The following is a 14,498-nucleotide window of genomic DNA, read 5'->3' as shown; positions in this document are numbered from 1 at the left end:
AGAATGAAGTAGTTAAGAAATATTTTTTTTATAATTCTGAATACTTCCGCTGTTATTACAGTTGGGTTAGCAGAAGTATTCTTTATTCAAATATGCGATATGAAAACAGAATTGGAAAAATGTTTAGCAGGAGAAGTTTTTAATGGTGGTGATAAAACTTTAGCAGCAATGACCTTAAATGCCAAAAGGCTACTGAAAGAATTGAATAACACGGATTATGCGGATATGGAATCAAAGAAAAATATCCTGCAACAACTGTTTGGAAGAGTAGGTAAAAACATCCATTTGGATATAGATTTCCATTGTGAATACGGGAAACATATCTTTGTGGGAAATCAAGTCATAATCAACATGAACTGCACCTTTGTGGATAACAATATTATTGAAATAGGCGATAATGTTTTAATCGCTTCCAATGTTCAGTTATATACAGCTACCCATTCTACTAAGGTATATGAAAGAATCGTAGAAGATTGGGGCAAAGGAATAGGTATTTGCAAAACTTATGCACTCCCTATAAAAATTGGTAACGGTGCGTGGATTGGTGGGGGAGCAATCATACTTCCGGGGGTAACCATTGGAAAAAATAGCGTTATCGGAGCAGGCAGCGTTGTCACCCATTGCATACCAGATAATTGCGTAGCTGTTGGAAATCCATGTAGAGTGATTAAACACATTGATAATAAATAGAATGAGATTAAAACTTTAATCTACTAATATTTTACCATATGGATAAAACAGTACAACCACAATGGCTTGAATGGGCAAAAGAACTGCAATTCATTGCCCAAGGGGGGATTGACATACTCCAAAGATGTATTTGATATAGAACGCTTTGAACGCATTAGAGAAATTGCAGCAGAAATGCTTAGTCTGCAAAGTGAAATACCCATAGAAAAAGTAAAGAATCTGTTTTGCAATGAAACAGGATTTCAAACTCCTAAATTAGATACACGAGCTGCTATATTCAAAGATGATAAAATACTGCTTGTGAAAGAGAAAAATGGAACTTGGTCTTTGCCCGGTGGTTGGGTCGATATAAATCAGAGTATCAAGACTAATACGGAAAAAGAAGTAAAAGAAGAAACAGGATTAAATGTAAAAGCTATCCGGATAATAGCTATGCAAGATAGAAATTTGCATAATATTCCCCCCTATGCCTACAATGTTTGTAAAGTTTTTGTTCTTTGTGAGATTGAAAGCGGATATTTCCGACCCAATATTGAAACGGATGAGAGTGCCTATTTCGGATTGGAAGAATTACCTATTCTTGCAAAAGAGAAAAATAACGAAGAACAAATTAAAATGTGCTTTTCAGCTTACTACGATAGAAACTGGCAAGTATTATTTGACTAATAAATCAACACATGAAATATAAACATATCGTATTCGACATAGACGGTACATTGATAGATACGGAATATGCAGTCATCAACTCTTTAATAAAAACAATTACAGAAATAACAGGAAGCGCACCTCAATATGAAAGTCTGAAATTTGCTTTAGGCATTACCGGAAGAAATGCGTTGGAATTACTCAAAATACCCGACATAGAAGATGCATTGAAACGATGGGATAGGAATATGAAATTGCTCCAGTACACTATTCAACCTTTTCAAGGTATCAAAGAATGCTTGCAATCCCTTTTATCAAGAGGCTATATTTTAGGCATTGTAACCTCCAAAACATATCAAGAATATTATTCTGATTTTGAGCCATTAGGGTTAGCGGACTATTTTTCCACAATTGTATGTGCCGATGATACTGATGAACATAAGCCCCAAGCAGCACCCTTAGTTGCATATTTGGCTAAAGCCCATGTAAGCCCCGAAAACGCTCTCTACATTGGTGATAGTATTTATGATATTCAATGTGCTAACAATGCCGGTGTTGATTCCGGATTGGTTTTATGGAGCAATAATGTATCTAATCCTATACGTGCAGACTATTATTTTAAGACACTCAATGATATAAGTAAAATTCTATAAAAGACGAACCAACATAATTCTCTTTTCTAATAACATCACTTGTATAGTAGTCCAAATAAATAGACTGGTTACCATTAGCAAACTGCTTGAATCTAATCCTTACAGGTTCTTTCAATTTAACTTCTTGTTTTTTCTTCGCCATAATTACGTTCCTATTTTGTTACCGATGCAAATATAACTATTTGTTTTGTTACTCCAACGAACACGAGTAACAAAATAGTAACAAAATAAATGTATTTATTAGACTAAACAAGAAAACAAGGAAAATAAAGGGAATATCGCAAAACAAGCACAAATCATTAAATATCAACATCTTATATTTAATATTTTATCTTATCTTTTCTCTTCTTCCACAATTGATAGCTGTTGATTATATTTTGCCATAAGACATAAGAGCCGGGGCCTACAGACGACAGCGGATTAAGATAGGTATATGCCATCCAAATGGCTAATACCGTATTTTTCTGTCCCAACGCTTGTCCTCCGCTGATGCGTTCTCTATAATGCCCTCCAATGCTTTTCCCTAAATAAAACTGCACACAACATGCCAACAATCCGGCAAAAGCAATCAATATCTCTACCCAAACGGACGCCTCACTGTTCACTAAAGAACGTACTGTCTGGCCTGAAACAATAGCCAGCGCCACTGCCCATAAATAAAAAGCCACATCCCGAGAACCAGACAGCAAACGATGTATCTTCGGCGCATATATACGCAAAGCGCAAGCTAAAAAGAAAGGGAGCAATAACAAGGGAAATACTCTGCTGAGAATTTTCTGAAAGGCGGCAAAAAAACCAACATCCACATGAGGCTCTACCATTGGAAACACCAAAGGGACAATGATAGCAGCCAACAGATTGGATAACAAAGTATAGGTAGTGAGACTTGCCGCACTGCCGCCCAATTTATGTGTGATGACGGCGGCAGCTGTTGCCGTAGGGCAAATCAGGCAAACCATCGTCCCTTCAAACACAACCCGATAAGTTTCTCCCATCGACAAACACAACAACAGTGCTACAAGCAGCAGGCAAGAGAACATCTGAAACAACAACAGCCACCCATGCCATGCTTTAGGCCTCAACTCATGAATTTCTATCTTGCAGAAAGTAAGAAGCAATTGGGCGAAAATCAGTGTCGGAGTAAGTATAGTTACCAGACTGTTGACATAGGGTCTGACCGGCTTGACGAGCGGTATCCTCGCCAAGAAAAGATATCCCAGAGTCCCTGCAAGCATTGCCAGCGGTAACGTCCAGTTTTTTATGAAACGAATCAACATACAGTCTACCTTACACTTTTTCTATCAGCACGGCGACATAAGCCGAAATACCTTCTTCCCTACCCGTGAAGCCGAGTTTTTCGGTAGTGGTGGCTTTGATGGATATATCATCTTCACTTATCCTCATCACGGCAGCAAGTGTTCGTTGCATCTCGGGAATATGAACTTTCAATTTAGGACGTTCAGCACAAATCGTAGCGTCAATATTGCTGATAGAATAGCCCTTATCTGCTAATAGTTCCACCGTCTTCTTCAGTAAAATCTTACTATCTACATCTTTGAATTCACCAGCCGTATCGGGGAAGTGATAACCGATATCGCGCATGTTCGCCGCCCCCAGCAGTGCGTCACAAATGGCATGGACAAGCACATCGGCATCCGAATGCCCCAACAAACCTTTTTCGTGTTCCAAGCGAATGCCACCCAGCCACAATTCACGTCCTGCCACCAATTGGTGAACATCAAAGCCGAAGCCTACACGTATTTTCATATTGTTCCTTCTTTAAATTCCACACGAAAGTACGGAAAATAAACGAGAATACAAGATAAAAGCCGAGAGAAGACCCTTATCGGATATGGAAATCGAGCACTTTCTCTTCGCCCAGGTATCCTTGCAAATGCTGACCTATGCTGACCGGGCCTACCCCTGCCGGTGTTCCCGTGAACAGCAAATCACCGATCTTCAACGTCATGAAACGACTGACGTAAGCAATGATATCGTCTATCCTGAACAGCATGTCTGAAGTATTCCCATGTTGCACCTCTTGACCGTCGATTGTCAAAAGGAAATCCAAACGTTGCACGTCACCGCCCGCTTGTTCCAAAGGAATAAATGTACCGATAGCGGCAGAGTTGTCGAACCCTTTGCAGAGTTCCCATGGATTACCGGCCTCACGAAACTTGCGTTGCAAATCGCGAGCTGTGAAATCAATGCCCACCGTCACCGCATCATAATACCGGTTTGCAAAACGGGGAGCGATATTTTTTCCCAATCGGCAGATACGCACCACAACTTCCGTCTCATAATGCACTTCATTGGAAAAGTCGGGAATAAAGAAAGGCTTGCCGTCTTTCAAGATAGCCGAATCCGGTTTCATGAAAATCACCGGCTCTTTATTCACCAACGTATGTCCCAACTCTTTGTTATGCAGGGCATAGTTCATTCCTACAGCAATAATTTTCATTACTTGATTTCGTTAAAGTTCAGTCTGTTAAACATCAGTGCCAGATGGGCATAAAGGGAAGTATTTTGAACAACGATATCTTCCGGAACGCGGATGCGGAAAGGGGTAAAATTCCAAACAGCCCTGATGCCGCCAGCCACCATATAATCCGTTATTTTTTGAGCAATCTCAATAGGAACCGTCAGCACACCGATATTGATGTCATATTCAAGCATCTTCTGTTTGAATTCATCCGAATGGAAGATGGGAATACCACTCAGGGTAGTACCTACCAATTCAGGGTTCACATCGAATGCAGCAACTATCTCCAGTCCGAAGTGATTCAAGCCCGAGTCGCGCAACAGAGCTGCTCCCAGGCTTCCCACACCGAAAAGAAACGCTTTATGGATATGGGTAAATCCAAGAAAGTCCTCCAATACGGCTATCAGCGTATCTACTTCATAGCCCACACGTGTACGTCCCGATATATTTACATAGGACAGGTCTTTGGCTATCTGCGAAGCGTCTATATTGATTTCTTTTGAAATTTGAGTGGACGATACGAAACGCTCTCCTTTTTGTTTCAGCAACTTTACATTGGAAAGGTACCACGGAAGCCGGCGCAAGGTAGGTTCCGGCACCCTTATGGCCTCTTTTTGCTGTAATGAATTGCCCATATTCTCTTATCTAAGTTCACATTATTGGTGTTGACAAAAATACAGTTTTTTTCTAATCAGTCATAAGCAAGACACAAAAGCTTAACATAATTTCTACAAAAGGATTATTTTAGAGCAGAACGCAACAGAAGGAGGCTGAAGGAATAGTAACAGTCCGGAAAGTCTTTTCATATATATTTTCAGAATGAAATGCAGTTTTTATTTCCCATTAAGCGACAAAAATGGCAAAAAGCTGCAATATTCCACGCAAAATAATTACTTTTGATTTCTTAAAAAAGAAACAAGAGATGAAACAGAACGACTGGAAAGAACGGCTGAATATCGTTTATTCTACCAACCCCGACTATAATTACGAGATGACCAATGACGAAGAGCCAACCACTCTCCCACCCTCGCAGCAGCGCCTGCGCGTACAGTTGGATCGCAAGAACCGTGGCGGTAAAGTCGTTACGCTTGTCACCGGCTTTGTGGGTACCGATAACGACCTCAAGGAATTAGCTAAATTACTGAAAAGTAAATGCGGCGTAGGCGGCAGTGCGAAGGACGGTGAGATTATCGTGCAAGGAGACTTCAAACTGAAAATAATAGAGCTCCTCCGGAAAGAGGGGTATACCCAGGTCAAGCCGGTAGGATAACAGAGCAGCCTGACTGATACGCAAACGATACGCTTGCTCCTCCCCGATTTGTGTCCATAGCTGGAGCTTGGAAGAATAAAACCGATCGGCAACTTCCCTACGACGCCAACCGGAAGACATAAAAAAAGTGACCGTTGAGAAAATCCCCAAACGGTCACTCCAATGTTTATGGAATCACTTTAATTATTCAGCACGCAAAGTAAAGCGTTTGAAATCAATGATCTTCAATTCAGGATCAGCTTCTTTCAGCACTTCTCTTACCGTCTTCTTAGCATCCATGATGTCTTCTTGGTTCAGCAAGCATACCTCTTTCAAGAACTTGCCCAAGCGACCTTTTGCAATGTTCTGAATCATTTGCTCAGGCAGATTGGCAGCTTTCTCTGTAGAAACGGCAGCAATGATCTCTTTTGCCTTTGCCACATCCGCAGCTGTGATCCAGCCTTTGGCCATGTTGCTTTCCATATGGTCTTCGCTGTCTACATGAGCAGGGTTGATGCCCGCTTTCTTCAAAGCAGCCTCTACAGCTTTCTGCACTTGTTCTGCTTTAGTCTTTTCGATAGCTACTTCGATTTCTTGCTGCTTCACAGCTTCAGAAACACCGTCTTCGTCAATTGCAAGCGGATTCATGGCGGCAATCTGCATGGCTACCTGCTTGGCCAACTGCTCGTCAACATTCTTGTTGAAGGCAGCAATGGTACAAAGACCATTTCTGTTCATGTGGTTGTAAACAACAGTACTCGCCCCCTCTACCACCATGTAACCATCAAGTTCCATCTTCTCACCAGTGATGCCGCTACGGTCAACCACTGCATCCTGTACAGTACCATTACCCATCGGTAACGCTTTTACTTCGTCCAAAGTCTTGCACTTGTTAGCTATAGCCAAGTCAAGAATATCCTGAGTCAACTTCACGAAATCGGCATTCTGAGCCACGAAGTCTGTCTCACACTTCAAGGCAAGAATAACAGCGAAGTCGCCGGTTGTCTTAGCCAAAACACAACCCTCGGAAGCTTCGCGGTCTGAACGCTTAGCGGCAACAGCCTGTCCTTTCTTACGGATAATCTCCATTGCCTTGTCAAAATCGCCTTCAGCCTCTGTTAATGCGTTCTTACAATCCATCATACCAGCACCGGTCATTTTGCGGAGCTTGGTTATATCAGCCATTGTTACAGCCATAATATCTTTGTATTTTAATTGTTAGTAATATATCTTATAAAGAAAATGAGAGCCAAGAATAGAGAATCGAGAATTGCCGTAAAGTAACTCTCAACTTTCAATTCTCAACTCTCAACGGTATGATTAAGCCTCTTCGTCTTCCTTCATGAAAGCAGCAGCCTTAGCAGCATTGATTGCTTCCTCGTCAGACTTGTCGAGTCTTGCTTTTGCAGTTTTCTTCTTCCCCTTGTTGGCAGGAGCTTCACCGGCAGCTTCCATATCTACCTTTTCAGCCTTACGTTCCTCCAATCCTTCCTGCATAGCAGCGCAGCAAGCATCAAGAATTACTTCTACCGACTTAGTAGCATCATCATTTGCCGGAATGACGAAATCAACGTTCGTTGGATCGGAGTTCGTATCAACGATTCCGAATACGGGAATACCCAAGCGGTTAGCTTCGCGAACAGCGATGTTCTCCTTCATTACGTCGATAACAAACAATGCAGACGGCAAGCGAGTCAGGTCAGCAATAGAGCCCAACGTCTTGTCCAACTTGGCACGTTGACGAGAGATCTGAAGAATCTCTCTCTTCGAAAGATTGGCATAAGTACCATCGTTAGTCAGTTTATCGATAGTAGCCATCTTCTTGACAGCCTTACGGATAGTCGGGAAGTTAGTCAACATTCCACCCGGCCAACGCTCGATTACATAAGGCATATTTACAGAGGCAGCCTTGTCAGCCACCACCTGTTTTGCTTGTTTTTTAGTAGCAACAAACAGGACTTTCTTTCCTGATTTAGCGATTTGTTTCAAAGCTTCGGCAGCTTCGTCTATCTTAGCAACTGTTTTGTTAAGGTCAATGATATGAATGCCATTGCGCTCCATGAAGATATAAGGAGCCATTGAAGGGTTCCACTTTCTTTTCAAGTGACCGAAGTGGCAACCGGCTTCTAATAATGTATCAAAATTTGTTCTAGACATTTTCTTTTAAATTAATCGTTTACTTTCTTTTTTGTTTCTTCTAAACCAACCGCCGGGTAGTCTGAATCTGAAGAGTCCCGGTAGTTTAGATACTAAACGCTCTATCAGTTGAGAGTTGAGAGATGAAAGTTGAGAATTATGCAACTTGTCCGCCCCAACCGTTCTGCAACTCTTAACGTTTACTGAACTGGAATCTGCGACGTGCTTTCGGACGTCCCGGTTTTTTACGCTCAACAGTGCGCGGGTCACGAGTCATGAAGCCTTCAGCACGGAGAGCAGCCTTATCTTCGGCATTGATCTTCACCAGCGCACGGGCAATTGCCAAACGCAAAGCTTGAGACTGACCAGTGAAACCACCACCGCAAAGATTCACTTTGATATCATACTTTTCAGCAACACCCAGTTTGTTCAACGGCTGTTTAACAACATACTGAAGAATGCTTGATGGAAAGTACTCCGCGAGGTCTCTCTTATTAATAGTAATCTTTCCGGTACCTTCGCTTACGAAAATACGTGCAACTGCACTTTTACGTCTGCCTAATGCATTTACTACTTCCATTATTTCTTATTTAAGTACATTAATATCAATCATTTTCGGGTTCTGAGCTTCGTGCTTGTGCTCACTGCCGGCATACACATACATATTACCCAGCAATTTTGCGCCCAACTTGTTTTTAGGCAACATACCCTTTACTACTTTTCTCAGCAACCTGTCATCGCCGTTCGGTTTAGCCTGCAAACGAGCAGGAGTGATTTCTCTCTGACCGCCGGGATAACCTGTATATGACAGATAGACTTTGTCATTCCACTTGTTACCGGTTAATTTTACTTTGTCGGCATTGATAATGATTACATTATCGCCACAATCTACGTGAGGAGTAAAGTTTGGTTTATACTTTCCTCTCAACAGTTTCGCAACTTTTGCGCCCAGACGACCCAATACTTGGTCTGTAGCATCCACAATAACCCATTCTTTGGTCACCGTAGCCTTGTTTGCAGAAATGGTCTTGTAACTTAAAGTATCCACTCTTAATTGTTTTTAATTGTTACTACTAAAATATTCTTCACCACAAGCCATTCACTCCGGACAATGAGTGATTAACTTGCTATGAATTAATTGCTTATCCTTTTGAGATAATAATCGGCTTGCAAAGGTACAGATTTTCTTAGAACTGACAAACCTTTTCCTCTTTTTTTAGGGAGACACTTAGCTGATATACAATAAAAAAGTTATTCTTCAAGGACGTAAACGCCTTTGAAGAACAACTTTCAGCCAGCATCTTCAGTTTACCGGCCACTATGCGAAAGCCACCTGACAAATGTCAAGACAAAGCAGTTACTCAGTTAACGCACAATAGCTTCAGGAAACTTCGCAGGCATACTCAGCCGCTTCCAAGTTTCATGAAACCACGTATTCAGTTCATTTCCATTCAGGTCTTGAGCTATAAAAAACTTCAGAAACATAATTCCTTCATCCCCCATTTCAAACTCCAGAATATTATCCTTCTGATCGAGCATAGGCAAGTGAATGTTCTTTTCGATACTTTCTCTATAAGAATTATCCGTTAATTGCTGATAGGTTCCATACCCCGTAATAATAGCATCAGAACCCGGAATCATCGTAAAGTTCACAATATGTCCATCCTCGCTCAGCACCTTAAAGGTGTTGCTTGGCTTCAGTACTCCGGGAACATCCGGAATCTCGGAGACATAATGACACAACTGCCAAATCCCCGCTAAATTTGCAGGCTTAAATTCTGCTTTTTCCTGCGCATTGGCTCCTACCGCAAGCAGCACCGCTGCCAGCATGGCAAAAAAATAGTTACGTTTCATATTTGTATATATTGGTTAACGTTATCTTTTCCGTTTGACACAAATATAATGACTTATTTTGAAAACATAAGAACATCTTTGAGTTATTTTCAAACGAACTTCCAAGATTCTGTACACAAAAAAGCCCGCACAAACGCATGTCTGTACAGGCCCTCAAGCTTATTGATATCCTTCAATTAAAACTCCGCATTACGAGGCGTGCGGGGGAAAGGTATCACATCACGAATATTCGTCATACCCGTAACGAACAACAGTAATCGCTCAAATCCCAAACCGAAACCGGAATGAGGACAAGTACCGAATTTACGGGTATCAAGATACCACCACATATCTTTCATCGGAATGTTCAGTTCCTTGATACGATTCATCAGCTTAGCATAATCCGATTCACGTTCGGAACCTCCGATAATCTCGCCAATCTTCGGGAACAGCACATCCATCGCACGCACGGTTTTTCCGTCTTCGTTCTGCTTCATATAGAATGCTTTGATTTCCTTTGGATAGTCAGTTAAAATGACCGGACGCTTAAAGTGCTCTTCCACCAAATAGCGTTCATGCTCGGAAGCCAGATCAACTCCCCAGTAAACGGGAAACTCAAACTTATGCCCCTTAGCTACGGCTTCTTCCAAAATACGAATACCTTCCGTATAAGGCAAACGCACAAAGTTTTCTTTCAGCACTCCTTGAAGACGTTCAATCAAGCCCTTATCAAACATATCATTGAGAAATTTCACATCATCGGTGCAATTGTCTAAAGCCCATTGCACACAATATTTAATGAAATCTTCAGCCAAATCCATATTATCAGCAATATCATTGAATGCAACCTCCGGTTCAATCATCCAGAATTCTGCTAAATGGCGAGGTGTATTGGAATTCTCGGCACGGAACGTAGGGCCAAATGTATAAATTGCCCCCAATGAAGTGGCGGCAAGTTCACCTTCCAACTGACCGGAAACTGTCAGGCTGGCTTGTTTTCCGAAAAAGTCATCATCGTAAATAATAGAGCCGTTTTCATCTTTCTTCAAATCATAAAGATTCTTGGTAGTCACCTGAAACATCTGTCCGGCTCCTTCACAATCAGACGCCGTGATTATCGGAGTATGAAAATAGAAGAAACCTCTTTCATGGAAGAAACGGTGAATGGCAATCGCCATGTTATGACGAATACGGAACACCGCGCCAAACGTATTGGTACGCGGACGCAAGTGGGCTATCTCGCGAAGGAACTCCATGGAGTGCCCCTTCTTCTGCAACGGATAAGTATTATCACAAGCGCCCAACACCTTGATTTCACGAGCTTGCAACTCAGCTTTCTGACCGGAGCCTACCGATTCGGTCAGCACCCCGTTCACGCTCAAGCAAGCACCAGTCGTTATTTCTTTCAGCACCTCCTCATCAAAACCTGCCAGATCCACTACAATCTGCACATTATTTATTGTAGAACCATCATTCAGTGCAATAAAGTTTACTTGTTTACTACCTCTGCGGGTGCGAACCCAACCTTTCACGTTGACCATAGCGCCAAAATCCTCACGTTTCAGCAAGTCAACCACTTTCGTTCTACTAATCTTTTCCATAAAACAGTTTTTATACCTTATTATATATTACTCAAAAGAACCCATACGCAGAAAATTCACTTCCGGCTCTGAAAGGTAACGCCATTCACCGCGGCGCAACCCCTTCTTGGTTAAACCGGCAAAGAACACACGATCAAGTTTCACCACTTTATATCCCAAAGATTCGAAAATACGACGCACAACACGGTTCTTTCCGGAGTGAATCTCTATTCCGACATCATTTTTCTTTTGTTCATCCGTATAACTAATGGCGTCTGCATGAATTTCTCCATCATCCAACTGAATGCCGGCTGCAATCTGATCCATATCCGCTTTAGTCAAGTTCTTATCCAAGTGTACGTGATAAATCTTCTTCTTTAAGAACTTGGGATGCGTCAATTTGGAAGCCAAATCACCATCATTCGTCAGCAGCAATACTCCTGTAGTATTACGGTCAAGACGCCCCACCGGGTAGATACGCTCATCACAGGCACCTTTCACCAAATCCATCACCGTACGACGCGCTTGCGGATCGTCCGAAGTGGTCACGGTATCTTTCGGCTTATTTAGCAAAACATATACCTTACGTTCAAGGCTGACAGGTTGTTCATGGAACTTCACTTCATCTCCACGTTTTATCTTGGTACCCAATTCGGTCACAATTTCCCCATTCACCGAAACCACTCCGGCCGCAATAAACTCATCAGCCTCACGACGCGAGCAAACACCGGCATTTGCCAAAAACTTATTCAGGCGAATGGGTTCGTTAGGATCAACAAACTGTTCTTTATATTCTATCTGCTTCTTCTTGCTATATTTAGCATTTGGATCATAGTCGGCCGAGCGACGGATAGGACGGCTATAACTATCCCTGTTGTCATATCCGCCCGTTCTGCCGGCACCGGAATTAAAACGCGGACGATAAGGACGGTCGCCCGCAGGATTGCCATAAAGACGTTGCATGCGATCTACACCTTCAGCGTTATAGCGCGGACGATAAGGACGATCATTGTTATAGGAACGCTCACCGATATACGAACGATCGTTACCATAAGCGCGGTCGTTGCTATAAGAGCGCTGCGGACGGTCACCACCCTCAACGTTGTAGCGCGGACGATAAGGACGGTCGCCATTCTCGTTGTTATAATGCGGACGGTATGGGCGATCACCTGGGGAGTTTCCATAAGAGCGCTGCATACGCTCTCCGCCTTCAGCGTTATAGCGCGGACGATAAGGACGGTCGTTGTTATAAGAACGTTGAGAACGGTCACCACCTTCAACATTCGGGTTGAAGCGGGGACGGAAAGAACGCTCGCCACCGTAAGAGCGTTGCGGGCGATCGCCGTTCTCACTTGTAAACTTAGGACGATAAGGACGCTCACCACCTTCACGGTTATAAGACGGACGACTATAATTCCCTTCTCTGTTAAATTGATTACCATCACGGCCGGCCCCTGAGTTCTCCTCTGAGGAAGAAGCATCACGCCAGATTTCATTTTCTGTACTCATTGTTTTCTATTCGAATAAAATTAAACCTTGGCCTCACGGCCATTCATTCTCTCTATGATATATATCAAAAATAAATTGTATTTACCAATATACACAGGAGCAAGAATATTCTTCAGTATTACTTGTTTTAAATTCCCGTATACGTATGGGGAGTGATAACGCGCAACTCTTTCTTTACTTCTTCACTAACATTCAGTCCTTCTATAAATTCCTTTATCGAAGCTTCTGTAATAGCTTGATTGGTACGCGTCAAAGCCTTTAAGGCTTCATAAGGATGCGGATAAGCTTCGCGACGCAGAATTGTCTGAATGGCTTCGGCCACCACACTCCAGCAACTTTCCAAATCACGATGAATAGCCGGTTCGTTCAACAACAGCTTACGCAAGCCTTTCAACGAGCTTTGTATAGCAATGAGCACATGTCCGAAAGGCGTACCCACGTTACGAAGCACGGTAGAGTCCGTCAAATCGCGCTGTAAACGAGACACCGGCAACTTCACTGCCAAATGCTCGAAAATAGCATTGGCCATGCCCAGGTTCCCTTCTGCATTTTCAAAATCAATAGGATTCACTTTATGCGGCATTGCACTGGAGCCCACTTCACCTGCTTTGATCTTCTGCTTAAAATACTCCATGGAAATATACTGCCAAAAGTCGCGGTTCATGTCAATCATCACTGTATTAATGCGCTTCATAGCATCAAAAATGGAAGACAGATTATCATAGTTGGATATCTGAGTGGTATATTCCTCACGCTCCAAGCCAAGACTCTCGGAAACAAACTTGTTGCCGAAAGCCTTCCAATCATATTCGGGATAAGCCACATGGTGAGCATTGTAATTGCCTGTAGCTCCGCCAAACTTTGCCGTCATCGGGCAAGCTTTCAACATAGCCAACTGACGTTCCAAACGATAGACAAAAACCATTACTTCCTTTCCCAAGCGAGTGGGAGAAGCCGGTTGACCATGCGTTTTGGCAAGCATCGGGATAGACGCCCACTCTTCTGCATAAGTGCGAAGCTGCGCTATCAATTCTTCAATCAAAGGATAGTAAGCCTGCTCCAAAGCCTCCTTTATCGACAAAGGAATGGATGTATTGTTAATATCTTGTGACGTGAGACCAAAATGAATAAACTCCTTGTAGCCATCCATTCCTCCCAGCTTGTCAAACTCTTCTTTCAAGAAGTACTCCACAGCTTTCACATCGTGATTGGTCACTTCCTCAATAGACTTAATGCGTTTGGCATCTGCTTCGGAAAAATCGCGATAAATATTTCTCAAAGTCTCGAATATGCCTTTATTCACATCTTTCAATTGTGGCAAAGGGAGTTCACACAGTGCAATGAAATATTCCACTTCAACTTGTACACGGTATTTTATCAAAGCAAATTCAGAGAAATAAGTGGCCAAAACATCTGTTTTACCCCTGTATCGACCGTCAATCGGGGAGATTGCGGTAAGTAAATCAAGTTTCATACGTCGCATTTATGATGATAATTATCGGGATGCAAAATTACTGCTTTTTTCTGAGTAATAAGCCATAAAGAAAGAAGAATTTAGAAATCATTCCCGCATAAACAAAAAAAGAACGAGCCGGTACGCAATCGCACCAGCTCGCAACTAATATAAACTGTAGATTTTCAACCTTTTAGGCTTTGTGGGCGTTGACGGATTCGAACCGCCGACCCTCTGCTTGTAAGGCACTTCCCAAAGATTTATATTA

At 42.4% G+C, this 14,498-nt stretch carries 15 protein-coding genes and 2 pseudogenes; 4 read left to right on the top strand and 13 right to left on the bottom strand.

Annotation, left to right across the window (positions count from 1 at the left end; all coding sequences use genetic code 11):
* Positions 1–99: 99 nt before the first annotated feature.
* From C4H11_RS10850 to C4H11_RS10840, 3 genes and pseudogenes are all read left to right on the top strand, one after another.
* Entirely contained in the window at positions 100–690 is a 591-nt protein-coding gene (locus C4H11_RS10850; protein WP_106041961.1) for a sugar O-acetyltransferase, read from the top strand.
* A 38-nt stretch (positions 691–728) separates the two neighbouring features.
* Positions 729–1,356 (top strand): annotated as a pseudogene (locus C4H11_RS10845) (NUDIX hydrolase N-terminal domain-containing protein).
* An 11-nt stretch (positions 1,357–1,367) separates the two neighbouring features.
* Complete coding sequence (locus C4H11_RS10840; protein WP_106041959.1) at positions 1,368–1,988, top strand: HAD family hydrolase; 621 nt, start codon at positions 1,368–1,370, stop codon at positions 1,986–1,988.
* On the opposite strand, the pseudogene C4H11_RS14485 reads toward C4H11_RS10840, so the two are convergent.
* The 5 genes and pseudogenes from C4H11_RS14485 to C4H11_RS10815 form a co-directional block, all read right to left on the bottom strand.
* Positions 1,972–2,130: pseudogene (locus C4H11_RS14485) on the bottom strand (site-specific integrase); the annotation flags it as partial. The gene C4H11_RS10840 and the pseudogene C4H11_RS14485 sit on opposite strands and share 17 nt — an antisense overlap.
* A 178-nt stretch (positions 2,131–2,308) precedes the next feature.
* Entirely contained in the window at positions 2,309–3,265 is a 957-nt protein-coding gene (locus tag C4H11_RS10830) for a transporter (RefSeq protein WP_106041957.1), read from the bottom strand.
* Between the two features lie 10 nt (positions 3,266–3,275).
* On the bottom strand, positions 3,276–3,755 hold the full coding sequence (ispF, locus tag C4H11_RS10825; protein WP_106041955.1) for a 2-C-methyl-D-erythritol 2,4-cyclodiphosphate synthase: 480 nt from the start codon (positions 3,753–3,755) through the stop codon (positions 3,276–3,278).
* Between the two features lie 76 nt (positions 3,756–3,831).
* Complete coding sequence (locus C4H11_RS10820; protein ID WP_106041953.1) at positions 3,832–4,449, bottom strand: fumarylacetoacetate hydrolase family protein; 618 nt, start codon at positions 4,447–4,449, stop codon at positions 3,832–3,834.
* A complete protein-coding gene (locus C4H11_RS10815) occupies positions 4,449–5,105 on the bottom strand; it encodes a redox-sensing transcriptional repressor Rex (RefSeq protein WP_106041951.1) in 657 nt (218 codons plus the stop codon). Before C4H11_RS10815 ends, C4H11_RS10820 begins: the two co-directional genes overlap by 1 nt.
* Positions 5,106–5,392: 287 nt before the next feature.
* On the opposite strand from C4H11_RS10815, the gene C4H11_RS10810 reads away from it, so the two are divergent.
* Positions 5,393–5,740 (top strand): translation initiation factor, encoded by a 348-nt coding sequence (locus C4H11_RS10810; RefSeq protein WP_106043350.1) that lies wholly within the window; start codon positions 5,393–5,395, stop codon positions 5,738–5,740.
* 183 nt (positions 5,741–5,923) lie between these two features.
* Here the strand turns inward: C4H11_RS10810 and tsf are convergent, their stop codons facing one another.
* From tsf to purB, 8 genes are all read right to left on the bottom strand, one after another.
* Positions 5,924–6,916 (bottom strand): translation elongation factor Ts, encoded by a 993-nt coding sequence (gene tsf, locus C4H11_RS10805; RefSeq protein WP_106041949.1) that lies wholly within the window; start codon positions 6,914–6,916, stop codon positions 5,924–5,926.
* 123 nt (positions 6,917–7,039) lie between these two features.
* Positions 7,040–7,876 carry a 30S ribosomal protein S2 gene (gene rpsB, locus C4H11_RS10800; RefSeq protein ID WP_106041947.1) on the bottom strand — a complete coding sequence of 279 codons (837 nt, stop codon included), beginning with the start codon at positions 7,874–7,876 and terminating at the stop codon, positions 7,040–7,042.
* A gap of 172 nt (positions 7,877–8,048) precedes the next feature.
* On the bottom strand, positions 8,049–8,435 hold the full coding sequence (gene rpsI / locus C4H11_RS10795) for a 30S ribosomal protein S9 (RefSeq protein ID WP_106041945.1): 387 nt from the start codon (positions 8,433–8,435) through the stop codon (positions 8,049–8,051).
* A 6-nt stretch (positions 8,436–8,441) separates the two neighbouring features.
* On the bottom strand, positions 8,442–8,903 hold the full coding sequence (rplM, locus tag C4H11_RS10790) for a 50S ribosomal protein L13 (protein ID WP_106041943.1): 462 nt from the start codon (positions 8,901–8,903) through the stop codon (positions 8,442–8,444).
* A 317-nt stretch (positions 8,904–9,220) separates the two neighbouring features.
* A complete protein-coding gene (locus C4H11_RS10785) occupies positions 9,221–9,709 on the bottom strand; it encodes a DUF4488 domain-containing protein (RefSeq protein ID WP_106041941.1) in 489 nt (162 codons plus the stop codon).
* A gap of 176 nt (positions 9,710–9,885) precedes the next feature.
* The gene (gene asnS, locus C4H11_RS10780) at positions 9,886–11,289 is read right to left on the bottom strand and encodes an asparagine--tRNA ligase (RefSeq protein WP_106041939.1); all 1,404 of its coding nucleotides are present in this window, start codon (positions 11,287–11,289) and stop codon (positions 9,886–9,888) included.
* 27 nt (positions 11,290–11,316) lie between these two features.
* On the bottom strand, positions 11,317–12,777 hold the full coding sequence (locus C4H11_RS10775) for a pseudouridine synthase (protein WP_106041937.1): 1,461 nt from the start codon (positions 12,775–12,777) through the stop codon (positions 11,317–11,319).
* Positions 12,778–12,904: 127 nt separating this feature from the next.
* The gene (gene purB / locus C4H11_RS10770; RefSeq protein WP_106043348.1) at positions 12,905–14,251 is read right to left on the bottom strand and encodes an adenylosuccinate lyase; all 1,347 of its coding nucleotides are present in this window, start codon (positions 14,249–14,251) and stop codon (positions 12,905–12,907) included.
* Between the last annotated feature and the right edge of the window lie 247 nt (positions 14,252–14,498).

The sequence above is a fragment of the Bacteroides zoogleoformans genome, assembly GCF_002998435.1.
In the GTDB taxonomy this organism is placed as follows: Bacteria; Bacteroidota; Bacteroidia; order Bacteroidales; family Bacteroidaceae; genus Bacteroides; species Bacteroides zoogleoformans.
This window is presented reverse-complemented; position numbering and strand designations above follow the sequence as displayed.